Here is a 23,583-nt window from a genome sequence, read left to right as displayed (position 1 = left end):
CCCGGAAAGGGGTCCGGGCCCTGCTCGGGCCGCACGGCACAATGGCGCCATCATGACGTTGACCGACCGGCTGCCCCGCACGTCCGACTTCGACCCCGCCGACCTGGTGGACACCTTCGCCGACTGGGCGTTCGACGAGCGCGGCCTGTCGCTCTACCCGGCGCAGGAGGAGGCGCTGCTGGAGCTGGTCACCGGCGCGAACGTGATCCTCTCGACGCCGACCGGCTCCGGGAAGTCCCTGGTCGCGACGGGCGCGCACGCGGCGGCGCTGGCCCGCGGGGAGCGCAGCTTCTACACCGCGCCGATCAAGGCGCTGGTCAGCGAGAAGTTCTTCGCGCTGTGCGAGATCTTCGGTGCGGACAAGGTCGGCATGCTCACCGGAGACGCTGCGGTCAACGAGAAGGCGCCGATCATCTGCTGCACCGCGGAGATCCTCGCGAACATCGCCCTGCGCACCGGCTCCGGTGCGGACGTCGGCGCGGTGATCATGGACGAGTTCCACTTCTACGCCGACCCGGCCCGCGGCTGGGCCTGGCAGGTGCCGCTGATCGAGCTGCCGCAGGCCCAGTTCCTGCTGATGAGCGCCACGCTGGGCGACACGAGCTTCTTCCGCGACGACCTCACCCGCCGCACCGGGCGGGAGACCGCCGAGATCACCTCGGTGGAGCGGCCGGTGCCGCTGCTGTTCCGCTACGTCGTCGAGCCGCTGCACGAGACGATCGGCGAGCTGCTGGCGACCCGGGAGGCGCCGGTCTACGTCGTCCACTTCACCCAGCAGGCCGCCGTCGAGCGGGCGCAGGCGCTGATGAGCGTCAACGTCACCTCGAAGTCCGACAAGGCGGCGATCGCGGACACCATCGGGGCGTTCCGGTTCAGCTCCGGGTTCGGCCGCACGCTGTCCCGGCTGGTGCGCCACGGCATCGGCGTGCACCACGCCGGCATGCTGCCGCGCTACCGGCGGCTGGTGGAGACCCTCGCCCAGGCCGGGCTGCTCAAGGTCATCTGCGGGACGGACACGCTCGGCGTCGGCATCAACGTGCCGATCCGGACGGTGCTGTTCACCGCGCTGTCCAAGTACGACGGCACCCGGGTCCGCCCGCTCAAGGCCCGCGAGTTCCACCAGATCGCCGGCCGGGCCGGCCGGGCCGGCTACGACACGGTCGGCACGGTCGTCGCCCAGGCCCCCGAGCACGAGGTCGAGAACGCCAAGGCGCTCGCCAAGGCCGGGGACGACCCGAAGAAGCGGCGGAAGGTGCAGCGCAAGCAGCCGCCGGAGGGGTTCGTCGGCTGGTCGCAGACGTCGTTCGACAAGCTGCAGCAGGCCCGCCCCGAGCCGTTGACCAGCCACTTCGAGGTCACGCACGCGATGCTGCTCAACGTGATCGCCCGGGGCGGCGACACGTACGCGGCGATGGAGCACCTGCTCACCGACAACCACGAGCCGCGCAGGCGCCAGCTGAAGCACATGCTGCGGGCGATCGCGATCTACCGGGCGCTGCGCACCGCGGGCGTCGTCGAGGAGTACACCGTCGAGGGTGCCGCGCGCCCGCGGGTGCGCATCGTCGACGAGCTGCAGCTGGACTTCGCACTGAACCAGCCGCTGTCGCCGTTCGCCCTCGCCGCGATCGAGCTGCTCGACAAGGAGTCCCCCGACTACGCGCTCGACGTGCTGTCGGTCGTCGAGGCAACCCTCGACGACCCGCGGCAGGTGCTGGCCGCGCAGCAGAACAAGGCGCGCGGCGAGGCGGTCGCCGCGATGAAGGCCGAGGGTCTCGAGTACGAGGAGCGGATGGCCCGGCTCGAGGACGTCACGTACCCGAAGCCGCTCGACGAGATGCTGCACGCCGCGCTGGAGACCTACCGCCGCGGCGCACCCTGGGTCGCCGACGCCGCCCTGTCGCCGAAGTCGGTCGTGCGGGACATGAGCGAGCGGTCGATGACGTTCACCGAGTACGTCTCGCACTACCAGCTGGCCCGCTCCGAGGGCCTGGTGCTGCGCTACCTCGCCGACGCCTACCGCGCGCTGCGCCAGACGGTCCCCGAGCACGCCCGCACCGAGGAGCTGAGCGACCTCATCGAGTGGCTGGGCGAGCTCGTCCGCCAGACCGACTCGTCGCTGCTGGACGAGTGGGAGAAGCTGGCCGCCGGGGCCGACGCCGTCGACGGTGCGGTCACCCCGCCCGGTGCCGAGGTCGCGGTCTCCCCGGCCGGGGTCACCGGGAACCCGCGCGCGTTCCGGGTCATGGTCCGCAACGCGCTGTTCCGGCGGGTCGAGCTGGCCGCGCTGGGCCGCTACGACCAGCTCGGGGAGCTCGACGCCGACGCCGGCTGGACCGCCGACCGCTGGCGGGAGGCCCTCGAGCCCTACTACGCGCTCCACGACCGGATCGGGTTCGGCCCGGACGCCCGCGGCCCCGAGCTGTTCGACCTCACCGAGGAACCGGACCGCTGGCTGGTCCGCCAGGTGCTCGACGACCCGGCGGGCGACCGGGACTGGGCGATCACCGCCGAGGTCGACCTGGCGGCCTCCGACGAGGCCGGCGAGCCCGTCGTCTGGGTGACGTCGGTGACGGACGGTTCCTGAACGACCTGGTCGTATCCGCTCCGTGACCCGGTCGGGTCCGGCGGGAGGTCGCTATCGGTTACGGTGTCCCGCGACCACGGGGGGACACCCTCCACCGGAGGCGAACGGGGGCGGTGGATGCAGCAGGCCGACCTCGCCGCTGCATGCGCCGATCACGGCCGGGCCCTCGCCGCCGGGGGCCTCGCCGGCGTCGCCGAGCTCACCGGGCCGTGGTCCGCGGCGCTGGCCAGCCGCTGCGCGGTGCCCGCCGGCGAGCTCCGCCCGCTGCTCGACCGGCTCGCGGCGCGCCTGCGGGACGCCGCGCTCGCCGAGCGGTTCGACCCGGCGGTCCCGGCCGGGGCCGGCCACGAGCTGCACGACGCCCGGGTGACCGCCCCGGCCTGCCTGGAGGTCAGCCTCCAGCTGCTCGGGGCGTACCTGGAGCCCGCGGCCGACACCGCGGCCCGGGTCCGCAGGCTCGCGGCCGTCCAGGGCGCGCTCGCCCGGGGCTACACCGAGGCGACCCGCCGGCAGGTGCTCGCCGAGCACGCGCAGCAGCTCGCCGCCCGCGCCGCGCTCGCGACCCGGCAGGCCGCCGAGGCCCGGTTCACGGCGCTGTTCGACTCGGCGGCGGTGGGGATCGTCATCGTCGACCCGGACGACCCGGTCCTCGAGGCGAACGAGACCGCGGCCGCGATGCTCGGCTACAGCCGCGCCCGGATGGGCCGGATGCGGGTCGGCGACGTCATCCCGGTCGACGACGCGCCGGAGCTCTGGGCGGAACGGCACCGGCTGCTGGACGGCACGCTGGACCGGCTGCGGTTCGTCCGCCCGGTGCGCCGCGCCGACGACGCCGAGATCTGGATCGACGCCGTCGTCACGCCGCTGCGGGAGGCCGGCGGCCCGCCGCACCTGCTGGTCGCGGTGCTCTCCGACGTGACCGAGCAGCTGGAGCTGCAGCAGCGGCTGGAGCACCAGGCGTCGCACGATCCGCTGACCGGGCTCCCGAACCGGTCGCTGTTCTTCGACCGGCTGGCCGCCGCGATGGCCGAGGACGGGGCCGACGGCTCCCGGCCCGGTGTCTGCTACCTCGACCTCGACGGCTTCAAGGTCGTCAACGACACGCTGGGCCACCAGGCCGGCGACCGGCTGCTGCAGGCGCTGGCCGACCGGCTGCGTTCCGCCCTGGAGCCCGACGGCCACCTGGTCGCCCGCATGGGCGGCGACGAGTTCGTGGTCCTGGTGCCGCGCAGCACCGACCGGGCGGAGCTGGAGGACGTCGCCGGGCGCGCGCTCGGCACGGTCCGCCGCCCGGTCCGCATCGACGGGCGGGACATCGTCATCTCGGCCAGCGTCGGCGTCGTCCGGCACGACGGTGAGCTCGGGCCGGACCAGCTGATGCAGGCCGCCGACACCACCCTGTACTCGGCCAAGCACGCCGGCCGCGGCCGCTACGTGTTCTACGACCGGGAGCGGCACCGCTCCGACGTGCGGCGGTTCGAGCTGTCCTCGCAGATGCCGGAGGCGCTGCGCCGGGACGACTTCGTGGTCGTCTACCAGCCGCTGGTCCGGCTCGCCGACGAGCGGACCGTCGGCGTGGAGGCCCTGGTGCGCTGGCAGCGCCCGGACGGCGAGCTGCTCGGCCCGGACCGGTTCATCCCGCTCGCCGAGGAGACCGGCCTGGTCGTCCCGCTCGGGCGCCGGGTGCTCGACGAGGCCTGCCGCCAGGGGCGGCGATGGGCCGACGCCCGGCCCGACCACCCGCTGCTGGTGAGCGTGAACGTCGCGGCCCGCCAGATCGGCGAGTCCGACCTGGTCGCCGACGTCGCCGCGACCCTGGAACGCTACGAGTGGCCCCCCGAGCTGCTCCAGATCGAGCTCACCGAGTCCGACCTCATGGACGGCTCGGGGCGCCCGCTGGCGACGCTGCGCGAGCTGGACCGGATGGGCGTGCGGATCGCGATCGACGACTTCGGCACCGGCTACTCGAACCTGGCCTACCTGCGGCACCTGCCCGCGCACGTGCTGAAGCTCGCCGGGCACTTCGTGGCGGGCTCGGCCGAGCGCGACGACGTCATCCTCCGCACCCTGATCTCGCTGGCCTCCGCGCTCGACCTGGAGGTGACCGCGGAGGCCGTGGAGACCGCCGAGCAGGCCCGGCGGCTGCGCGAGTACGGCTGCGCCCACGCCCAGGGCTGGTACTACGCCCCGGCCGTCGTCGCGGAACGGATCCCCGACCTCGTCCGGGACCCGTTCCTGCGGGACCTCTGACCGACGCGGGTCAGGCGTTGCGCTCGTCGCGCCAGGCGATCCAGTCCTTCAGCCGGCCGAGGTCGTAGCCGCCCTGACCGTCCTGGCCGACCGTGAACAGCCGGACACCGGCGTCGTACAGCCCGGGGCCGCGGTCCTCCGGCGGGCCCTCGACGCCGACCGACCGCTCGATCTCACCGGGGTCGCGGCCGATGTCGCGGCAGTGGCCGTCGAGCACGGAACACTTGTGCGCCACGGTCTCCGGGTCACCGAAGCCGTGCCAGATCGTGGCGTGCTCCGCGGTGTAGCGCAGCGTCTTCCGCTCGCCCCCGCCGCCGACCAGCAGCGGGATGTCCCGGGTCGGCGCCGGGTTGAGCTTCGCCCAGCGGTCCCGGATGCGGGGCAGCGCCGCGGCGAGGTCGCGCAGCCGGTCGCCCGCGGTGCCGAACTCGTAGCCGTACTCGTCGTAGTCGCGCCGGAACCAGCCGGCGCCGATGCCGAGGATCAGGCGCCCGCCGGAGATGTGGTCGACGGTGCGCGCCATGTCCGCGAGCAGGTCGGGGTTGCGGTAGCTGTTGCAGGTCACCAGGGCGCCGATCTCCACCCGGGACGTCGCCTCGGCCCAGGCACCGAGCATCGTCCAGCACTCGAAGTGCTTGCCGTCGGGTTCGCCGTACAGCGGGAAGAAGTGGTCCCAGTTGAACACCACGTCGACGCCGACGTCCTCGGCGGCGGCGACGGTGCGCCGGATCTCGGCGTAGTCGGCGTGCTGGGGCTGCAGCTGCAGCCCGATGCGGACGGGACGGGGATCGCTCATGGCTCCCATCCTGGTACGGGGCTACAGGCGCCGCAGCCCGGACAGCACCCGGTCCAGCAGCTCCAGGCTCGGCGCGTCGTCCGCGTCGCCGTGCACGGTGAGGCGGCCCTCGGCCGCCAGGTCGTCGATCAGCACCCGGGCGACGCCGAGCGGCACCGCGGCCAGCGCGGCGACCTCGGACACCGAGCGGGTCCGGGAGCACAGGTCCAGCACGGCCGCCTTCTCGGCGGTGCCGGCCGGGGCCGGTGCCGGGGTCGGCCGGACCGACAGGGTCTCCAGCCGCAGCTCCCGCCGGGCCCGGGTGCGGCCGCCGGTGAGGACGTACGGCCGGACCGGGGTGATCGTGGCCTGCGGTGCCGGGTCGTCGACGGTCACGGGGAGCGGGGCGGTGTCGGTGTCGCCGGCGTCGTCGCGGGCGTCGGGTGCCGGGACGTCCTGCGGCTCGTCGCGGGCGGGCCGCTGCTCGGCGGGCCGCACCGTGTTCTCGGCCGTCCGCTGCGAGCTCTCGGCGGCCCGCTGCTTGCGTGACTTCCGTGTCCGCCTCGCCGAGTGGCCGCCGAACCGCGCGCCGGTGACGCCGACGAGGTCGTCCTCCGGTGCCGACCCACCCGACGCGGCGTCGCCAGGTGCCGATCGGCCCGGCAACGCGTGCTCCGGAGGTGGCCCGGCCGACGCGGGGCCGGACGCTGCGTCCTCCGCGGCAGGCGCGTCCCGGGTCGCCGGCGCACCGAACCGGGCACCCGTCCGCCCGATCTCCGACCGTGCCATCCACCCTCCGATCTCGCCCGCGAGGTGCCGCGGCCGTGCGGTTGGCCCCCGGTCACGATCCGCGACCGGGGCGACGCACAGCGTGGCCCCGACCCGCTACCGGACGATGTCCGCCACGTCACATCCATGTGACGGCCCACCCGCGCACGGCAGGTCCTGCGGATCGCGCCGCTGCGTACAGTCGGCCGGGCACGCACCGCACGAGGAGGACGCCGCCGTGGCCGCACCCACCGGGCCCCTGCCTGCCTGGTCCCGGATCGTCGTGTCGCGCCGGCTGCTGGGCGCCGGCGCGGCCGCCGCGCTGGCCGCGGCCGCCGTCGGTGCGCTGGGGATCGCCGGAGCGGGGCCCTCCCCGGTCGTCGCCGCCGTGCTGGCGGTCTCCGCCGCCTGGTTGCTGGCCCAGTCCCGGTCCCGGGTCGTCGTCGACGACGACGGTGTCCGGGTCGAGCAGGCCCTGCTCCGCCGCACGCTCGCCGCCGTCCCGATCTCGGAGATCACCGCGGCCCGGGCCGGCGAGCTGGACCCGCAGCGGCTGGCGCTGAGCGGGTACGGCGTGCTCCGGACCTCCGCCGTCGACGGGTTCCGCGCGACCCGTGGCGGCGAGTGCCTGGAGCTCGGCCTGGCCGATGGGCGGCAGTTCGTCGTGACGGTCGGGGACGCGGCGGGGGCGGCCAGAGCCGTCACCGCCCGGCTCCGGTCCCCCGCCCGCGACGACGACCGGCCCTGACGTACGCGGCCGGTTCGGCCTTCACCCACGCGCCGGCGGCCGGCTGTCGATGGTCGACGAGCGGGCCTTCCAGGAGCACGCTGTGGTCACCCCTGCCGCGGCCTCCTCGCGTCGAGGAGCGCCCGACCGGCTGGTCGGCATCGAGCTGACGGTGCCGGGCGAGCGGCCTCGTCTCGAGGCGAGACTGTGCCCTGCACACCGCTGCGCCATCCGAGTGAACTTGCGGAGCATGGCCGCCGGCGGCCCGGTTCTGTCGGGGGTCGCACGTACGTTCGATTCATGGCCGAGGTGGTGGAGCTGATCGACCGGGCAGCAGGATTGCCGCCCGGCCCGGAGCTGGCTGCCGTCCTGGCCGAGCTGGCGTGGGGGAGAAGCTGCCCAACGACCGGCTGGTCGAGGTGCTGCAGGCCCGCGACCGCCAGCTCGCCCACGAGCACGCCGGGTTCTACGCCGGGCTGGTGGAGATCAGCCACGCGGCCGCGCTGGCCGACCTGCCCGAGAACACCGCCGCCCGGGCCGAGGCCGTTGTGCGGTCGGAGGACCAGTTCGAGTGGGCGGCCGGGGAGATCGCGGCCGGGCTGACCTGGACCCGGGCCCGCGCCGAACGCGAGCTCGGGTTCGCCACCACCCTGTGCCAGCGGCTGCCGTGGGTGTTCACCGCGCTCGAGGAGGGTCGGATCGACCTGGCCAAGGCCCGGGTGCTGGTCGACTACCTCGACCCCGGCACCGGGGACCTCACCGCCGAGCAGGCCCGGAAGCTGTGCGACCGGTTCCTGCCGCAGGCGCCGGGGTGGACCACCGCCCAGCTGCGCGACCGGCTCTACCGGGCCCTGCTGCACCTGAACCCGGCCCTGCGGCGGCGCCGCTACCAGCGCGCCGTGCAGGCCCGCGGCCTGGCGCTCTACCTGGACCCGCACACCGGCACCGCCACCCTGACCGGCACCGGGTTGCCCGCCGACGAGGCCGCCGCCGCGGCCGCCCGCCTGGACCGGCTGGCCGCGGCCTGCCGGCGGGCCGGACACCCCGGCACCCTGGCCCAGATCAGCGCGGATCTGTATCTGGGGATGCTCGACGGCGCCTTCCACGGCCTGACCGAAACCGAGATCATCGACCGGCTCCTGACCTGCCCACGCCCGGAAGACCAGCCCACCGACACCACCACCGGCACCAGCACCGGCGACACCGACACCGGCGAGTCCGACACCGGCGACACCGACGACGGCGAGGTCGGCGCGGGCGCGTCCGGCTTCGAGGCCGCTGACACCGCGTCCGGCACCGAGGCGGACGTCGACTCCGACGGCAACTCCGAAGCGGACGTCCACTCGACCGCCCGCTCCGACTCCGGTCCCGGCGACTCTGCTGACGGTGACCCCACCGAACGTGACACCGGACCCGGCCCCGCCACCAGCACCGACCCCGCCACCAGCACCGACCCCGCCACCAAGACCGGCACCGGAACCGGCCCTCGGGCCGGGACCGGCTCGCGCCCTGCCGGCGGGCCGTCGACCGGCCCGGCCGGCGATCGGCGTGCGGCCGAGCAGCCGGCCCCGGACCGGTGGGCGCATGACCGGGTCGCCACCCGCGAAGGCGTCGAACTCCGCGTCGGACTCGGCACCCTGGCCGGCCGCGACGACCGCCCCGGCGACATCCCCGGCCTGGGCCCGATCACCGCCCACACCGCCCGCACCGCCGCCACCGCCCAACGCCGCGGCGCCCGCTGGATCTTCGCGATCACCGACCCGGACGGCTACCTGCTGCTGGCCGGGCCGCTGCGCCGCCGCCCCCGCACCCGTGCCCCGAACGGCCCGAAACCACCGGGCGCGCCGCAGACACCGAGGACTCCGGACACACCGGACACACCGGACACGCCGGGTGCGCCGGGTGCGCCGGGCACGCCGAACCGCTCCAACTCACCGAACCCGCCCGGCGCCCCGCCCGGTGCGCCGCCGGTGCGCGGCGGAGTGGTCGAGCTCCACATCAGCCTCGACGAGCTCGACCGCTACGCCGCCGACCCCCAGCTGGCCGACTGGCACCCACTGCTGGCCGAGATCGCCCGCGCCTGGGCCGACCGCGACACCCGGCACGCCCGGCTCGACGCCGACCCCACCGCCCGGTTCGCCCGCGGACCACTGGCCACCCACATCCAGGTCCGGGACCGCACCTGCATCGGCCCCGGCTGCACCCGCCCAGCACGACGCTCCGAACTCGACCACACCACCGACCACGACCACGGCGGACCCACCGTGCCGGCCAACATCGGGCCCTGCTGCGGCCGCCACCACACCGACAAGGACCGCGGCTGGACCCTGACCCAACCCCAACCCGGCCGGTTCTGCTGGACCAGCCCGTTGGGGCGCACCTACCGCACCCGCGGCGAACCCGTCCGCCCCGACCTCCCCGACCCCGACCCTGACGCGCAGCCGCGCGAGGAGCCGGGCGAACAGAGCGCCGCCGAGACCGACCGGGACCTGCGGAAGCACGACACACCGCTACTGCAACGCCCGGCGACCAACCCGCCCCTGCCACCGCCACCGAAACCGAAACCGAAGCCGGACGACGAGCCGCCACCGTTCTGATCCCTCCCGCACATCCGACAGGTGACCGGCGAGCTGTGCACCGCGCAGGCGCATGCGCGCCGAGACCTCTTCGGTCCGTCCGCGGCGGAGCTGAGCCCATCCGTGGGACGGGGTCGGTGCCGGAGGCTCGAGACGCTGCTGTTGCCCCGCGGTTCCCGGCGAGCAGGTCGGCCGGCGGCCCGACGACCGCGCCTCACCCGCGAGCGCCCAGCCCACGAACCACCCCGTCGTGGCGCCTGCCGACATGGGGGAGGACGGTCAGCGGCCCGTACCCGGCAGCGCGGTGTCCGCCGGCCGCGCACTGGCGGCACCGATGTCGGCCGGGCCGGTGCCGAGCACGCGGGTGTCGAACGGGCTGCCCGCGAACAGCGCGGCCACCGCGTCGGCACCCGGCCCGGCCAGCCACAGCACGGTCGTCCCGCGTTCCCATGCCGGTGGGCCGGCCACCAAGGCGTCGCACACCGTGGCCCGGTCACCGAGCAGCGCCGCGATCGCCCGCACCGTGTCCGGGCCGACGGAGTTCGCCTCCACGTACAGGGGGCGGTCCGCCCGGCCCGCGAGCCCCGGAACGACCTGGGCCGCCACCTCCCGCGCGGCGTGCGGCGCGCAGATCGACACGATCACGTCGGAGCGCGCGGCGAGGTCGGCGACGGTCGGGACGGCGACCAGGTCGGCCAGCTCGGCGCGCTTCGCCGTGGCGTGCGTGCGGCCGGCATCGGCCCAGATCACGGCACCCGCGCGGGCCTTGAGCGCGGACCCGAGCGCCGCACCCATCACGCCCGGATGCAGGATCCCGATCACCGGGCGGCAGGGCAACGACGGTGGCTCGGGCGGCATGCCGACGATGATGCCGCAGCGCCGGACGCGCCGGGCGGCGGCCGGCCGCCGCCCGGTCAATGCGGCCGCCGAACCCGTCGACGTGACCGCCGCACCCGATCAGGCCGGCGCACCGGAGCGGCGCGGCAGGTGATCAGCGCGATACCGCCCCGGGATGGTCCGGACCGTGCGCGTAGGCGGGCCGAGGGTGCGCCCGGGGCTCGGTGACCAGCCGCCGGTACCCGGCCGGCGCCGGCGTCCGGGCCCCGCCACGTCTCCCGCCCCGCGACGCCCCCACGAGTCCCTTCAGGACGCCGCGTCGAACTGGACGACCAACCGTCCCCCGGCGTCCTCGCTCACCCGGGCCCGCACCTCGTAGACGTCGGCGATCAGCTCGGGGGTGAGGACCTCCCGCGCGACCCCCGCGGCGACGACCCGCCCGGCGCGGAGCACCATCAGGTGGTCGCAGAACTGCGCAGCGAGGTTGAGGTCGTGCAGCGCGACGACCGACGTCACCGGCAGCCGGGCCACCAGCGACAGCACCTCCAGCTGGTGCCGGATGTCGAGGTGGTTGGTCGGCTCGTCCAGGAGCAGCTCGCGCGGCTGCTGGGCGAGGGCACGGGCGATCTGCGCGCGCTGGCGTTCCCCACCGGAGAGCCGGCGCCAGAGCCGGTCGGCCAGCCCGGTCAGCCCGGTCTGCTCCAGCGCCAGCTCGACCGCGGCGGTGTCGGCCTCGGGATCGGGGCCGAACGCGCCGCGGTGCGGGATGCGGCCGAGCGCGACGACGTCCCGCACGGTGACGTCGACGTCGGTGTCGGCGTGCTGGCCGACGACGGCGACGGCGCGGGCGACGTGGCGCCGGCGCAGGGTGCGCAGGTCGTCCCCGTCGAGGCGCACGGTGCCCGCCGTCGGCCGGGCCAGCCCGGCCAGCAGCCGCAGCAGGGAGGACTTGCCGGAACCGTTGGGGCCCAGCAGCCCGACGGTCTGGCCGGGCTCCGGGCGGACGCTCACCCCGTCGACCACGACGGCCCCGCCGCGGTCCCAGGTCACCGCCTCGGCATGCAGCGTCATGCGTTCACCCTCCGCCGGAACATGATCAGCACGAAGACGGGGACCCCGACCAGGGCGGTCGCGACCCCGATCGGCAGCGGGGTCGGCTCGAACACGACCCGGGTGAACGCGTCCACCCACACCATGAACACCGCGCCGAGCAGCGCGCTGACCGGGACGAGCCGGCCGTGGCCCGGGCCGACCAGGAACCGCGCGGCGTGCGGGAGGACCAGCCCGACGAACCCGATGGCGCCCGCCACGCTCACGAGTGCCGCGGTCACGAGCGCGGTCAGGGTCAGCAGCCCGCCCCGCACCGCGGCGACCGGCATCCCGAGCGACGCGGCGACCTCGTCACCGAAGGTGAAGGCGTCGAGCACGTGGGCGAGTGCCCAGCACACCACCAGCCCGGCGGCGGCGACGGCGACGGTCAGCCGCACGTCGTCCCACCGGACCCCCTCCAGGGATCCGAGGAGCCAGAACATCACGCCCCGCGTCTCGTCGGAGTCGGCGAACGCGAAGATCACGAACGAGGTCAGCGCCGAGAACAGCTGGGTCATCGCGATCCCCGCGAGGACCACGCGGTCGTTGCTGCCGCCGGACAGGCGCGCCAGGAGCAGCACCAGCCCGAAGGCGACCACGGCGCCGACGAACGCGCCGCCGGACAGGCCGAGCGCTCCCCCACCGACCCCGAGCACACCGATGATCACCGCACCGGTGGAGGCCCCGGACGAGACACCGAGCAGGAACGGGTCGGCGAGCGGGTTGCGCAGCAGCGACTGCAGGATCACCCCGCACATGGCCAGGCCCGCCCCGCAGGCCGCGGCGACCAGCGACCGCGGGAGCCGGTCCTCCCACACGATGGCGTCCTCGGCCGTCCGCACCGGCACCGACGCCAGCCCCAGGTGGTTGCCCACGATGTCGCGGACGTTCACCAGCGAGATGTCGGCCGTGCCGAGGGTGATCGCGACCGCCACCGACAGGAGCAGGAGCGCGCCGCCCGCGACGACCGTCCCGGTGACGATGCCGCGGCGCGGGCGGAGGACGGCGGTGCTCACCGCCGAGGGAGGGTGGACAGACCGTCGGCGAGCTTCTCGAGGCCGTCGACGATCCGGATCGACGGGTTCATCTCCGCGCCGTGCAGCGAGACGAACCGGCGCTCCCGGACCGCGGGCAGGGACGCGGTGACCGGGTCGGCGGTCAGGAACGCCTCCTTGTCACCGAGCCGGTCCCCGGGGAACCGGTTCCGGGCGAGGTCACCGAGCACCAGCACCGAGGGGTTGCGGTCGACCACCGCCTCCCAGGTCGTGGCCGGCCAGTCGTCGGCGACGTCGGCGAACGCGTTGCGCGCCCCCACGCTGCGGGCGAGCAGGTCGGCCGAACCGAAGCCACCGGCGACGTAGGGGCTCTTGGTGTCGGCGAACCAGAACGCCAGCGTCTGCCCGGAGCCCGCGGCCCGGGCGGTGGCCGCGTCGGTGCGCGACCTCAGCTCCTGGACCAGGGCCGCGCCCCGCGACGGGACGTCGAAGACGGCGGCCAGCTCGGTGATCTCCTGGTACAGCGCGTCCATCGTGAGGGGCCGGGTCCGCTTCCCGCCGCCGTTGATGCTGCGGCCGTCCTCGCAGTCGGTGGGCGACAGGTAGGTCTCGATGCCGGCCTCGGCGAACCGGTCGCGGGAGGCGACGCCGCCCTCGTCCTTGAAGTGCCGCCCGAACGACGCGGTCACGAAGTCCGGATCGGTGCCGAGTACCGCCTCGTGCGACGGCGCGTTGTCGGCCAGCCGCGGCACCCGCGAGTTCGCCTGGGCCAGGTTCTCCCGCACCGGGTCGGTCCACGACGCGGTGCCGACCATCCGGTCGGCGAGGCCGAGCGAGAGCAGGATCTCGGTCGAGCCCTGGTCGAGGGAGACCACCCGGGCCGGCGGCTTCTCGATCACCTGGCTGCGACCGCAGTTGTCGACGGTGAGCGGGTACGACGTCCGGCCTTCACCGCCGCCGGCGGGCGCGGCCGCCGGGACGGGCTCGGAGGCGCCGCACCCGGCCAGCATCGTGGCGGCGAGGGCCGCGGCCGCCACGCGGGCGAGCAGGCCAGGAGAGCGGAGGTTCACGGGGGTCCTTCCGGGGAGCACGCGATGTTGCGCTCAGGCTAACCTGAGTTGAACCTGGGCTCACCTGTGTCCCCGGTCGCGGTTCACCGGCCCAGGACGAACGTGCGGAAGGCCCCCTCGACCAGCGGCCGGGCGACGTTGTGCACCGGAACGCCGCCGGGGGTGCGCCCGTCCGGAGCGCCGGCGTGTGCGTGGCCGTGCACGGCGAGGGCCACCGGCACGTCCTGGCGGTCGCAGTCGTCGATCGCGCGGCCCAGCCGGTGGCTGCCCAGGAAGGCGTGGATCTCCGGGGGCTCGCCGGCCAGGGTGTCCGGCACCGGGGCGTAGTGGGTGAGGGCGACGGCGACGTCGCAGTCCAGCTCGGTCAGGGCGCGGCACAGCCCGTCCGCGAGGCTGCGGTTGCGGGCGTCGAAGGCCTTCATCTCGGGCTCGCCGAACCCGGACGCCGTCGCGGGCGGGAAGCCCCCGCCGAAGCCGGTCGTCCCGGCGACCCCCACCCGGGTGCCGCTCACGTCGAACACGGCGCCGGTGCCCTCCAGGACCGTGATCCCGGCCGCGGTCAGCTCGGCGGTGACGCCGGTGGCGTCGTCGCCGTGCAGGTCGTGGTTCCCGAGCACGGCCACCACGGGCACCGGGCTGCCGGCGAACTCGCCGGCGACCACGCGGGCCTCGGCCGCGGTGCCGTGCCGGGTGAGGTCCCCGGCGAGGAGCAGCAGGTCGGCGTCGTCGAGCCCGGCCACGTCGTCGGCCCAGGCCCCCTGCATGCCCTCTCCGAGATGGATGTCGGCCACCGCGGCCACGCGGATCATGCGCTCACCTCCGTGGGATAGGGCCGGGTCGTGCTGATACCCAGCTCGTCGCAGAGCCCGAGGAACGCCCGCGCGAACGGCCAGGTGCGGCACTCCCGGCGCAACCGCGTCCAGTCGATCTGCTCGCGCAGGGCGCGGGCGTGCAGCAGGAGCGGCCCGAGGTCGCACCGGTGCTCGCCGAGCGCGAGTGCCTTCGACGCGACGATGTCCGTGGCGCACTCGACGGGCATCACCACCGAGTCGACGCGCAGCTCCTCGGCCCGGGCCAGGCGTTCCCGGGTGACCGGCCGGTCGGTGGACGTGAAGATCAGGTCGACCAGGGCGTCGCCGTCGTACACCTTCTCCAGCCAGTCCTCGGGCGGGTGCACCGTCCGCAGCCCGGCCGCCTCCAGCGCGTCGAGCGCCTGCGGGACGTCGTCGGCGACGAGGACGAAGTCGGCGTCGTGCACCGGCTCCGGCCCGCCGCGTGCCCAGGACGCGTACCCGCCGGTCAGCGCGAACGGCACCTGCGCCCCCTTGAGCGTGGTCGCCACGCGCTTGAGCGCCTCGCGCAGGAGGCGGTCGTCGCCCGCGCTCACGCGGCTCTCCCGAGCACGGCGACTGCCGTCATCGCTCGCCCCTCTCCTCGTCCCTGCACGGCCCGGTTACCCGGTGATGACGTCGATCACGCCCGGCGCTCCCCCTCGGAGCCGGACGTTTCCGCTGCGGAGCCGCCGGGGAGGCGTCCGTACGTGCCCGACGACCCCACCGGCGACGACCGCGAGCGGTTCGTGGTCGGCTTGCTCGCCGACCCGGACCTGCCCACGGAGGTCGCCCTGAGCATCGCCCCGCAGCTGCAGCGGACCCTGCACGGCGAGGTCGCCGGCCACCCGGTGGAGTGGACCGTCGTCACCGGCCAGGACCCGTTCGAGTCGCTCGGCAGCGCGGACAGCACGCTGCACGACAAGGCCCGGGAACGGGTCCGGGACACCGGGTGGGACGTCGCGGTCTGCCTCACCGACGTCCCGGTCCGCCGCCAGGGCCGCACCGTGCTCGCCGACGTCGGCAACGACCGGGTCGCCGTCGTGTCGCTGCCCGCGCTCGGGGCGCTCGGCATGCACCGGCGGGCCCGCAAGGTGATCACCGACCTCGTCCTCACCATGACCGGCCGGATGCTCTCCCCCGGCTACCAGGGGACGGGCGTGCCCCCGGTGCCGGTCGGCGGTCTGCTCCGGCTGGTCACCGGGATGGTCAAGGCCAACCGCCCACTGGCGTTCACGACCGGGCTGGCCCGGTCGCTGGCGGGCGGGCTCGCCGGCAGCGCGTTCGGGGTGCTCTACCCGAGCATCTGGACGCTCGCGGACTCGATGCCGCCCTGGCGGCTCGTTGCGACCGTGTGCGCCGCGACCGTCGCGCACACCGGGTGGCTGATCGTCGCGCACCGGTTGTGGGAGCGGCGCGGCGACCTGCAGCGCCAGGACCGTCCCAGCACCGGCCTGCGGAACACGGCCACGGTGATCACCGCGGTGCTCGGCGTCACCGCCTACACCGCGATCCTGTTCCTGCTCGCGCTCGCCGCACTGTCGCTGATCGTGACCCCGGCGTACCTGGGCGCGCTCCTCGGGCACGTCGTGGGTCCGGCCGACTATCTCGCTGCCGCCGCGATGGCGACCGTGGTCGGCACGGTGGCCGGGGCGATCGGCTCCGGGCTGGAGGACGCCGACGCGGTCCGGCACGCCGCCTACGGGCACCGCACCGCCGAACGGATGCGCGCCGGGGACCCGGAGCCGGACTCCCGGGGAGCCGGGCGGTGACCGCCGCTCACCGGGAGCCGGGGGCGTCGCGCTCCCCGCCCGCGGACTCCCGGTCGATCTCCCGCTGCTCCCGCTCCACACGGGCCCGGGACCGCTCGAGGGACGCCCGGGACCGGTCGACCCGGCTCTGGGACCGGTCGACGGCGTCCTGCATCCGCCGGATCGCCTCGTCGGACGCGTCGACGAGGTCGGCGGGCGTCATGCCCAGCTTTCGCGCGAGCGCGGACAGCCGTTCCTCGCGCTCGTCCTGGCGCTGCTCACGGACGTCGGCGGCCGCCTCCCGGGCGTCGGCACGGGCGTCCCGGCGGTCCGCCTCGTCCTCGCGACGGTCGGCCGCCGCGTCACGCTCGTCCGCGCGGGCATCGCGGCGGTCGGCCGCCGCCTCACGCTCGTCCGCACGGGAGGCGCGCCGGCCGGCGGAGTCGTCGCGGGCGCGGCGGTCGGCCGGGTCCCGCGGGCCGGTCACGGCGCCACCCCCGGCGGTCCCACCTCGTCCATCAGCACGATCACCCCGGTCGGGTCTCCCCCGCGTGGGACGAGCGGGGAGGCCGAGACCACCAGCTGCACCGGCCGGCCGCGCCGGTTGATCGCCTCGAGGCGGATCGGCTCGCCCGGGCGGTCCCCGGCCAGTGCCGTCCGGACGATCGGCCGCAGCCGCTCGGTGGACACATTGAGGTCGAGGTTGAGCAGGTGCTGCCCGACCGCCTCGTCCTGGCGGAGGCCCCACAGGTCGGTGGCCCGGTCGTTCCAGGCCCGCACCATGAGCGCGGTGTCGACCACGACGACGGCCGTGCGAAGCCCGCCCAGCACCGACTCGAGGACGTCGCCGGCCCGGTCGAGCTCGTCGGTGCGGTCCCGCAGCTCGTCGTTGGCCGACCGGAGCTCGTCGTTGGCCGACTGCAGCTCCTCGTTGGTCGTCTCCAGCTCCTCGACCGTCGACTGCAGCTCCTCGTTGGTCGTCTCCAGCTCCTCCACGGTCGACTGCAGCTCCTCGTTGGTCGTCTCCAGCTCCTCCACCGTGGACTGCAGCTCCTCGTAGGCGTTCTCCACCTGCTGGTGGGCGTCCTGGAGCTCGCCGGCCATCCGGTGGTGGCGGGTGACGTCGGTGAAGAAGATCGCCACCGTCCGGCCGTCCGGGTCGAGCGGGACGAGATGGATGTCGTAGTACGCCGTCTCGCCGGCCGTGCGGGCGTACTCGGCCTCGTGCTGCCACAGCGCGGCCCGGGTCCGGCGGACGTCCTCGAGCGAGGTGCGGAGCCCGAGGATGCGCCGGCCCGGTTCGAGCTCGCCGAACGGGCGCCCGACATCCCGCGGGCCCACCCCGAGCCGGCTCTCCGCGGACCGGTTGCCGAGCAGGACCGTGTCGTCGCCCGCCAGGACGACGGTGGCCAGCGGGCTGGCGAGCAGGACCTCGTCGACGGGTGCGGGGACCGTCGCCGCCGCGGCGCGCGCGGACGACCCGGTCACGGTCCCGGTGGGCGGCCGGTCGGCCTTGCGGAAGAACCGGCGGTGCGCGTCGAGCGGCACGAACAGCTCGGCATGGTTCAGGAGGATCTCGGCCCTGCCCAGGAAGAGCACACCGGTCGGGGCGAGCGCGAAGCCGAACCGGCGCAGCACCTGCGCCTGCGTCCCGGCGTTGAGGTACATGAGCGTGTTGCGGCACACCAGCATGTCGAGGCGGCCGATCGGCGCGTCCTGCACGAGGTCGTTGCGGCCGAAGATCACGCTGCGGCGCAGGTCGGGGCGGAACGTCCACCGCTCCCCGGACCGCACGAAGTACCGTTCGCGCCACTCCGCCGGGACCTCCTCGAGGTCGTCCTCGGTGTAGGTGGCCTGGCGCGCGATGGCCAGCGCGTCCTCGTCGACGTCGGTGGCGTAGACCTTGACCCGGCGCCGGAACTCCTCGACCCCCAGCGCCTCGGCCAGGAGCATGGCCAGGCCGTAGGCCTCCTCCCCGCTGGCGCAGCCGGCCGACCACACCCGGACGCTCTCGCCGCGGGGCTTGCGGGCCAGCGGCGCCGGCAGCACCTCCTCCCGGAGTTCCTTCCACGCGTCGGGGTCGCGGAGGAAGCGCGTGACGTTGATCAGGATCGTGTTGAACAGCTGGGTGAACTCGCCGGGGTCGGCCTGCAGCAGGTCGAGGTAGTCGCCGACCTGGTCGATCCCGACCTGGCGCATCCGCCGCTCGACCCGCCGCTGCACGCTCGAGCGCTTGTAGCCGGTGAAGTCGAACCCGCGGGTGTCCCTGATGAACTCCAGCAGCTCCTCGATGTCGGGGCCGCCGGCACCGGTCGTCATGCGTCGTCCTCGCTCGTCTCGTCGGCGGCACCCCGCCGCCCGGGCGCGCTCAGGCGTCCCCTCGGGGCCCGGTGGGTGCGCCGAGCCGCTCGGCCACCAGCCGGCGCGCGATGTCCGCCACCTTGGTGTTCTCCTGCTGCGAGCGGCGGGCCAGGATGCGGAACGCCTCGTCCGGACCCACCCCGCGGTCCACCATGAGGATCCCCTTGGCCTGACCGATCACGTCCCGGCGTTCGATGGCCCGCCGCAGGTCGCCCCGGATCTCCGCGGAGTCGACGGCGATCGACGCGTACCGCCCGAACAGCTCGCCGAGGACCTGCCCCGGCTCGTCGAACGCCGCCACGGCCCGTGACCACAGGGTCAGCGCGCCGGTGTGCCACCCGCACCGCAGCGGCACCGCGACCACGCTGCGGACGCCGTGCTCCCGCGCGAGCGGGCCGAACGCCGTCCACCGCCCGTCGGCCGCGAGATCGTGCACGACGACGGTGACGCCTCCGGTCCGGGCGTCAATGCCGGGCCCCTCGTCGAGATCGGCCTGGGCGGCGCGCAGCCGGGCCGCGTCGTCGTCGCTCGCCGCCGCGCGCACGATCCGCCCGGCGGGGTCCCACACCGTCACGGACGCGTGGTCGACCGCGGGGATGCCGGCGACGGCCCCGTCCACGATGCCCCGCAGGACGGTGTCGGGATCGTCGGTGACGGTCACCCGGTCGACGGCGGTGTCGAGCAGGCGCACGAACCCGGTGTGGTCGGTGAGCTGCTGCCACACGCGGCGCTGGCGACGGACGTGGATGGGGTGTCCATTCGTCCGATTCCAGCACGACGGGCACCCGTCGGCCAGCGGGCGTGACGGCGACGCGGCGGGCTCCTGGGCTTGAACCCGCCGCGTCTGACCCGTCTCTCGTCCCGGGACGGGGGACGGGCTCGGGTCACCTACCTCCGGGGCAGGTCACGAAACGTCCACCGGCCGCTCCGCGGCCGGGATCACGCGATCGGCCGCCTGCGCTCGTCGGCGCGCGTCTCCGTGCGGTGCTCGACGAGCCACCGGGCCACCTCGGCCAGCCGCATGTTCGTGTCCTGCGATGTCCGCACGAGCATGTGGAAGGCCTGGTCGTCGTCGACGTCGAAGCGTTCCTGCAGGATGCCCTTGGCCTGCCCGATCACGTCCCGGGACTCCAGCGCCAGGTTCAGGTTGGCGGCGTGCCGCGCACCGTAGAGCAGGACTGCGGCCTGGAGGCCGAACAGTCCGGCCAGTGTCCGGGCCGCGTCGTCGAACGCGTCCGGCTCGCGCGAGTACAGGTTCAGCGCGGTGGGGACCCCGCGCTCGAACGCCAGCTGCGTCGACAGCATCGACCGGAACCCGTGCTCCACGACGCGCGGCGCGAACTGCGGCCACCGCTGGTGGCCGTCGTCGGCGGCCATGTCCGCGGCGTAGACCACCCCGTCCTCGGGCGGCTGCTCCGCGGCGGTGATGCACGGCCCTTCCCGCAGCTCGGACTGCAGCACGTCGAGCCGGCGCACGGAGTCGGTCGTCGGGTACCGGGATGTGATCGCGGACCTCTCCGCGATCGTGATCCCGCCGGCGTCGGCGTTCGGCACCGCGCGCACCGCCGCGGCCACGATCTCCGCGAGGGTCCTCTCCAGGTCGCGGACGGCGTGCCGCCCGACGAGCTCCCGTGCCGCACGGCTGAGCGACTCGAGCAGGAAGGCACTGGGGTCGTTCACGGCGAAGGTCCCATCGGGGCTGGCCCCGCCACCCGCGGGGGCGGGGCATGGTCGACGGACGCCGACGGCACGCGTCGAGTTGTGCCCCGCCGCAGGCGGTGGAGCGCGCGCATGCCTCAGCGGGAACCAGGCCTGTGACTCCTGGACGCTCACGCGGGCCGGAGGGTTCGACCCGGCCCGGAGTCTACCGGGCGATCGGGGCCGGGAGGGGGAATGGGCGGCCGGGACCCGCGTGCCCTCAGGTCTCTCGCCCGGGATGGTCGCGCAGCTCGGTCATGACACCGCCGGTCCCGACCCGGCCCGCGCCGGAACGGTCCGGCCGGCGCGGTCCCGTTCCGGCCCGGGCCGCGCGGCGACGAGCACACCGTCGAGGAAGGTCCGCAGCGCCGCGCAGGCGTCCAGCGGGAGGACGTGCGCCACGTACTGGTCCGGCCGGACCAGGACCAGGCAGCCGCCGCGGTCGACCCCCCGCCGGTCGAAGACGTCGTCGCGGGGATCGGCGCAGAACACCTTCTCGTGGTCGACCAGCGAGAACCGGCCCTTGCGGGGGCGCAGCACCGCGGGGAGCTCCTCCACGGCCACGTCGTGGTGGTCCTGCTGGAGGACCCCGAGGACGTCGAGCACCGAGTCCGGCTCGGCCGCGGCGGGGGTGAACCGGTCCCGCACGGCGTGCAGGTCCGCGCACGCTGCCCGGAAGGCCTCCTGCGTCCGGTCGGCGAACACGTAGACCCGCCACGCCGCGTCCGCCCGGGCGGCGTGACCGAGCTGCATCGGCCTGGCGTCGGCCAGCCGCACCACGGGCGCGGAGTGGAACCGGGTCCCGACCGGCAGCCCGGTGGCGAGCTCCTGGCTGGCGTCGGCGGCAGTCACCGGCGAGGGCGCGTACCGGACCGCGACGCCGGCGGTGAACCGGCCGTGCTCGCGGAAGTAGCGCGCGAACTCCTCCGGGTCGGCGTGCTCGCCCGGGCGGGTGCTGAACAGGGTGGCGAACTCCCGATCGAAGTCGATCAGCTCACGGGCGACCGCCTGCCGCTCGTCGGTGTAGGTGCGCAGCAGCTCCGGGCGGGCGGTGCCGCGCAGCACGGTCGCCAGCTTCCAGCCGAGGTTCCAGCCGTCGGCCAGCGAGACGTTCATGCCCTGGCCGGCCTTGGCACTGTGCGTGTGGCAGGCGTCGCCGGCGATGAACACGCGCGGGACCCGCCCGTCACCGGGTTCGGTGTCGTCGAAGCGGTCGCACAGCCGCTGCCCGATCTCGTACACCGCCCACCAGCCGACGTCGCGGACCTCGAGCCGGTACGGGTGCAGGATGCGGGCCGCGACGTCGGCGAGCCGCTCCGGTGTCACGCTGCGGGACCGCAGCATCGCGCCGTCGCGGTCGTTGTCGAGCTCGATGTAGAGCCGGACGAGGTGGCCGCCCTCCCGCGGGATGATCAGCATGCTTCCGCCGGACGAGTGGATCGTGCTCTTGCGCCGGATGTCCGGGAAGTCGGTGTCGACCAGGACGTCGAGCACGCCCCAGGACTTGTTCATGGCGTCGCCGGCGAGGGCGCGGCCGATCGCGGCGCGGGTCGCGCTGCGGGCGCCGTCGCAGCCGACGACGTAGCGGGCGCGGACGGTCGAGGTCTCCCCCGTCTCCTGCCCGTCCTCGACGTGCGCCAGCGTAGCCGTGACGAGGTGGTCCGCCCAGGTGTCGGCACAGCGGTCGACGGTCAGCCCGGTGAGCTGCAGCCCGTGGAACGGCGCGGACCGCGCCGGTGAGCGCCGCATGTGGTCGCGCAGGTGCTCCAGCAGCCGGGCCTGGTTCACGATCACGTGCGGCATCTCGGAGAGGTCGTCCTCGACGTCCGGGACCCAGCCGGTGCGGGTGAGGGCCCCGTCGGGGCCCGGGCGCCAGAAGGTCACCTCGTTGACCTGGTAGCTCTCCTCGGCCAGCCGGCCGGCGACCCCGAAGGCCTGGAGCATCTCCATCGTCCGGCAGGCCACGCCGTCGGCCTGCCCGACCTCCAGCGGGCCGTCCCTCCGGTCGACGACGACGGTCGACACCTCGGGGACGTTCGCGAGCTGCGCGGCGACGACCAGCCCGGCCGGACCGGCCCCCACGACGAGCACGTCGGTCCGGTCGGGAAGCGCGCCGGTGCGCTCCCCCACGGAGGGGTGCGGGTCGGCGACGAACGGGTCACCGGTCCGGTAACCGTCGAGATGGAACTGCATGATCCGGGGCTCCTCCGCGCCGTGGGTGGACCGTGGACGGGCGGTCAGCGGTGCACCAGCCCACCGTTGACGCTGATCGTCTGGCCGGTCAGGTAGGTGGCGTCGCCGGACAGCAGGAACACCGCGGTCCCGATCATGTCGTCGGGCTCGGCGGGCCGGTGCAGGCACTGGGCGGCCAGCATCGCCTCCCGCTGGGCCGGGGTCACGGTCTCGCGCGGCACCTCGGTGTACACCGGCCCGGGCGACAACGTGTTCACCCGGATCCCGAACTCCCCCAGCTCGCGGGCCATCGACCAGGTCATCCCGTGCACCCCGCCCTTACCGGCGACGTAGTGCAGGTAGCCGGGCCGGCCCAGCTGCACCGCGTCCGAGCCGATGTTCACCACGCTCGCCGAGTCCGACCGGCGCAGCAGGTCGAGCAGCTCCGACACCACCAGCCACGGCCCGCGCAGGTTCACCGACAGGACCCGGTCCCACTCCTCGTCGGTGATCTCCCAGAACGGCTTCATCGTGATCGTGGAGAACACCGCGGCGTTGTTGACCACGCCGTCGACCCTGCCGTAGGTGTCGGCGATCCATCCGGCGAGCTCCCGGCACGACGCCCGGTCCGCCACGTCGAGCGGGCGGGCGACCGCCTTCCCGGGGCCGTCCGTGCCGGCCACGACCGCCTCGGCGCCCTCGGCGTTGCGGTCGGCGAGCACCACGGTGGCGCCCTCGGCGACGAACCGGCGGGCGTAGGCGGCGCCGATGCCCTGTGCGGCACCGGTCACGACGACGGTGCGTCCGTCGAGGCGGGTCATGTCAGGCTCCAGACGCGGTAGGAGGGTTCCCCGGCAGGGACGATCTCGGTGAAGACCAGCGCCAGGCAGCCGGGGCAGAACGCCTGGCGCAGCACGACGTCGCGGTCGACGAACTCCGACGGCGCGGCGTGCACGGCGGGGCCCGCCTCAACCGAGGGCCGCTCGTGGCGCACGGCGTGCCCCAGCGGGTCGGCCACCGAAGCGCCGACGGTGGCACCGCAGTGCCGGCACACCACCGCGCCGGTGTCGTCGATGTCCAGGTTCAGGTCGATGGCCACG

20 protein-coding genes are annotated in these 23,583 nt (G+C 74.9%); 5 read left to right on the top strand and 15 right to left on the bottom strand.

The genetic code is table 11. From position 1 onward, the window contains the following. Positions 1-52 precede the first annotated feature (52 nt). Positions 53-2,584 (top strand): RNA helicase, encoded by a 2,532-nt coding sequence (locus H7X46_RS12915; RefSeq protein ID WP_186359641.1) that lies wholly within the window; start codon positions 53-55, stop codon positions 2,582-2,584. A 117-nt stretch (positions 2,585-2,701) separates the two neighbouring features. Beyond that, complete coding sequence (locus H7X46_RS12910; RefSeq protein WP_186359640.1) at positions 2,702-4,834, top strand: bifunctional diguanylate cyclase/phosphodiesterase; 2,133 nt, start codon at positions 2,702-2,704, stop codon at positions 4,832-4,834. A 10-nt stretch (positions 4,835-4,844) separates the two neighbouring features. On the opposite strand, the gene H7X46_RS12905 is transcribed toward H7X46_RS12910, so the two are convergent. Together H7X46_RS12905 and H7X46_RS12900 are read right to left on the bottom strand one after the other, a co-directional pair. Then, positions 4,845-5,630, bottom strand: coding sequence for an LLM class F420-dependent oxidoreductase (locus H7X46_RS12905; RefSeq protein ID WP_186359639.1), 786 nt, complete (start codon positions 5,628-5,630; stop codon positions 4,845-4,847). Between the two features lie 21 nt (positions 5,631-5,651). Continuing rightward, positions 5,652-6,398 (bottom strand): DUF742 domain-containing protein, encoded by a 747-nt coding sequence (locus H7X46_RS12900; RefSeq protein ID WP_186359638.1) that lies wholly within the window; start codon positions 6,396-6,398, stop codon positions 5,652-5,654. 217 nt (positions 6,399-6,615) lie between these two features. On the opposite strand from H7X46_RS12900, the gene H7X46_RS12895 reads away from it, so the two are divergent. Next, positions 6,616-7,125 (top strand): hypothetical protein, encoded by a 510-nt coding sequence (locus tag H7X46_RS12895; protein WP_186359637.1) that lies wholly within the window; start codon positions 6,616-6,618, stop codon positions 7,123-7,125. A 362-nt stretch (positions 7,126-7,487) separates the two neighbouring features. Further along, complete coding sequence (locus tag H7X46_RS12890) at positions 7,488-9,701, top strand: HNH endonuclease signature motif containing protein (protein WP_186359636.1); 2,214 nt, start codon at positions 7,488-7,490, stop codon at positions 9,699-9,701. Positions 9,702-9,959: 258 nt separating this feature from the next. Here the strand turns inward: H7X46_RS12890 and H7X46_RS12885 are convergent, their stop codons facing one another. The 6 genes from H7X46_RS12885 to H7X46_RS12860 all read right to left on the bottom strand — a co-directional run bounded on the left by H7X46_RS12885 (position 9,960) and on the right by H7X46_RS12860 (position 15,058). Beyond that, positions 9,960-10,538 (bottom strand): NAD(P)-binding domain-containing protein, encoded by a 579-nt coding sequence (locus tag H7X46_RS12885; RefSeq protein WP_186359635.1) that lies wholly within the window; start codon positions 10,536-10,538, stop codon positions 9,960-9,962. A gap of 285 nt (positions 10,539-10,823) precedes the next feature. Then, positions 10,824-11,588: an ABC transporter ATP-binding protein gene (locus tag H7X46_RS12880; protein WP_186359634.1), complete on the bottom strand. Its 765-nt coding sequence runs from the start codon at positions 11,586-11,588 to the stop codon at positions 10,824-10,826. After that, the gene (locus tag H7X46_RS12875) at positions 11,585-12,622 is read right to left on the bottom strand and encodes an iron chelate uptake ABC transporter family permease subunit (RefSeq protein WP_186359633.1); all 1,038 of its coding nucleotides are present in this window, start codon (positions 12,620-12,622) and stop codon (positions 11,585-11,587) included. The genes H7X46_RS12880 and H7X46_RS12875 overlap by 4 nt, the downstream gene beginning before the upstream one ends. Continuing rightward, positions 12,619-13,671: an ABC transporter substrate-binding protein gene (locus H7X46_RS12870; protein WP_370588740.1), complete on the bottom strand. Its 1,053-nt coding sequence runs from the start codon at positions 13,669-13,671 to the stop codon at positions 12,619-12,621. The genes H7X46_RS12875 and H7X46_RS12870 overlap by 4 nt, the downstream gene beginning before the upstream one ends. Positions 13,672-13,754: 83 nt before the next feature. Continuing rightward, positions 13,755-14,480 carry a metallophosphoesterase gene (locus H7X46_RS12865; RefSeq protein ID WP_186359632.1) on the bottom strand — a complete coding sequence of 242 codons (726 nt, stop codon included), beginning with the start codon at positions 14,478-14,480 and terminating at the stop codon, positions 13,755-13,757. Continuing rightward, positions 14,477-15,058, bottom strand: coding sequence for a hypothetical protein (locus H7X46_RS12860; RefSeq protein ID WP_186359631.1), 582 nt, complete (start codon positions 15,056-15,058; stop codon positions 14,477-14,479). Before H7X46_RS12860 ends, H7X46_RS12865 begins: the two co-directional genes overlap by 4 nt. A 153-nt stretch (positions 15,059-15,211) precedes the next feature. On the opposite strand from H7X46_RS12860, the gene H7X46_RS12855 reads away from it, so the two are divergent. Next, the gene (locus H7X46_RS12855; protein ID WP_186359630.1) at positions 15,212-16,273 is read left to right on the top strand and encodes a hypothetical protein; all 1,062 of its coding nucleotides are present in this window, start codon (positions 15,212-15,214) and stop codon (positions 16,271-16,273) included. Between the two features lie 7 nt (positions 16,274-16,280). Here H7X46_RS12855 and H7X46_RS12850 read toward each other — a convergent pair whose 3' ends face one another. From H7X46_RS12850 to H7X46_RS12820, 7 genes are all read right to left on the bottom strand, one after another. Beyond that, positions 16,281-16,739, bottom strand: a complete 459-nt coding sequence (locus H7X46_RS12850) for a hypothetical protein (RefSeq protein WP_186359629.1) — start codon at positions 16,737-16,739, stop codon at positions 16,281-16,283. Further along, complete coding sequence (locus H7X46_RS12845; protein WP_186359628.1) at positions 16,736-18,571, bottom strand: CheR family methyltransferase; 1,836 nt, start codon at positions 18,569-18,571, stop codon at positions 16,736-16,738. Before H7X46_RS12845 ends, H7X46_RS12850 begins: the two co-directional genes overlap by 4 nt. A gap of 49 nt (positions 18,572-18,620) precedes the next feature. Next, positions 18,621-19,337: a GAF and ANTAR domain-containing protein gene (locus H7X46_RS12840; RefSeq protein WP_186359627.1), complete on the bottom strand. Its 717-nt coding sequence runs from the start codon at positions 19,335-19,337 to the stop codon at positions 18,621-18,623. A gap of 215 nt (positions 19,338-19,552) precedes the next feature. Continuing rightward, positions 19,553-20,293: a GAF and ANTAR domain-containing protein gene (locus H7X46_RS12835; RefSeq protein WP_370588739.1), complete on the bottom strand. Its 741-nt coding sequence runs from the start codon at positions 20,291-20,293 to the stop codon at positions 19,553-19,555. 273 nt (positions 20,294-20,566) lie between these two features. Continuing rightward, entirely contained in the window at positions 20,567-22,504 is a 1,938-nt protein-coding gene (locus tag H7X46_RS12830; RefSeq protein ID WP_186359626.1) for an FAD-dependent monooxygenase, read from the bottom strand. A 44-nt stretch (positions 22,505-22,548) separates the two neighbouring features. Then, on the bottom strand, positions 22,549-23,304 hold the full coding sequence (locus H7X46_RS12825) for an SDR family NAD(P)-dependent oxidoreductase (protein WP_186359625.1): 756 nt from the start codon (positions 23,302-23,304) through the stop codon (positions 22,549-22,551). After that, a complete protein-coding gene (locus H7X46_RS12820) occupies positions 23,301-23,582 on the bottom strand; it encodes a hypothetical protein (protein ID WP_186359624.1) in 282 nt (93 codons plus the stop codon). Before H7X46_RS12820 ends, H7X46_RS12825 begins: the two co-directional genes overlap by 4 nt. Position 23,583 lies beyond the last annotated feature (1 nt).

This window comes from Pseudonocardia sp. C8, from assembly GCF_014267175.1.
Classification (GTDB): Bacteria; Actinomycetota; Actinomycetes; order Mycobacteriales; family Pseudonocardiaceae; genus Pseudonocardia.
This window is presented reverse-complemented; position numbering and strand designations above follow the sequence as displayed.

Excerpts from the sequence above, each read along its gene's own strand:
- H7X46_RS12915 (WP_186359641.1), top strand. The coding sequence starts at position 53 with ATGACGTTGACCGACCGGCTGCCCCGCACGTCCGACTTCGACCCCGCC.
- H7X46_RS12910 (WP_186359640.1), top strand. The coding sequence starts at position 2,702 with ATGCAGCAGGCCGACCTCGCCGCTGCATGCGCCGATCACGGCCGGGCC.
- H7X46_RS12905 (WP_186359639.1), bottom strand. The coding sequence starts at position 5,630 with ATGAGCGATCCCCGTCCCGTCCGCATCGGGCTGCAGCTGCAGCCCCAG.
- H7X46_RS12900 (WP_186359638.1), bottom strand. The coding sequence starts at position 6,398 with ATGGCACGGTCGGAGATCGGGCGGACGGGTGCCCGGTTCGGTGCGCCG.
- H7X46_RS12885 (WP_186359635.1), bottom strand. The coding sequence starts at position 10,538 with ATGCCGCCCGAGCCACCGTCGTTGCCCTGCCGCCCGGTGATCGGGATC.
- H7X46_RS12880 (WP_186359634.1), bottom strand. The coding sequence starts at position 11,588 with ATGACGCTGCATGCCGAGGCGGTGACCTGGGACCGCGGCGGGGCCGTC.
- H7X46_RS12865 (WP_186359632.1), bottom strand. The coding sequence starts at position 14,480 with ATGATCCGCGTGGCCGCGGTGGCCGACATCCATCTCGGAGAGGGCATG.
- H7X46_RS12845 (WP_186359628.1), bottom strand. The coding sequence starts at position 18,571 with ATGACGACCGGTGCCGGCGGCCCCGACATCGAGGAGCTGCTGGAGTTC.
- H7X46_RS12830 (WP_186359626.1), bottom strand. The coding sequence starts at position 22,504 with ATGCAGTTCCATCTCGACGGTTACCGGACCGGTGACCCGTTCGTCGCC.
- H7X46_RS12825 (WP_186359625.1), bottom strand. The coding sequence starts at position 23,304 with ATGACCCGCCTCGACGGACGCACCGTCGTCGTGACCGGTGCCGCACAG.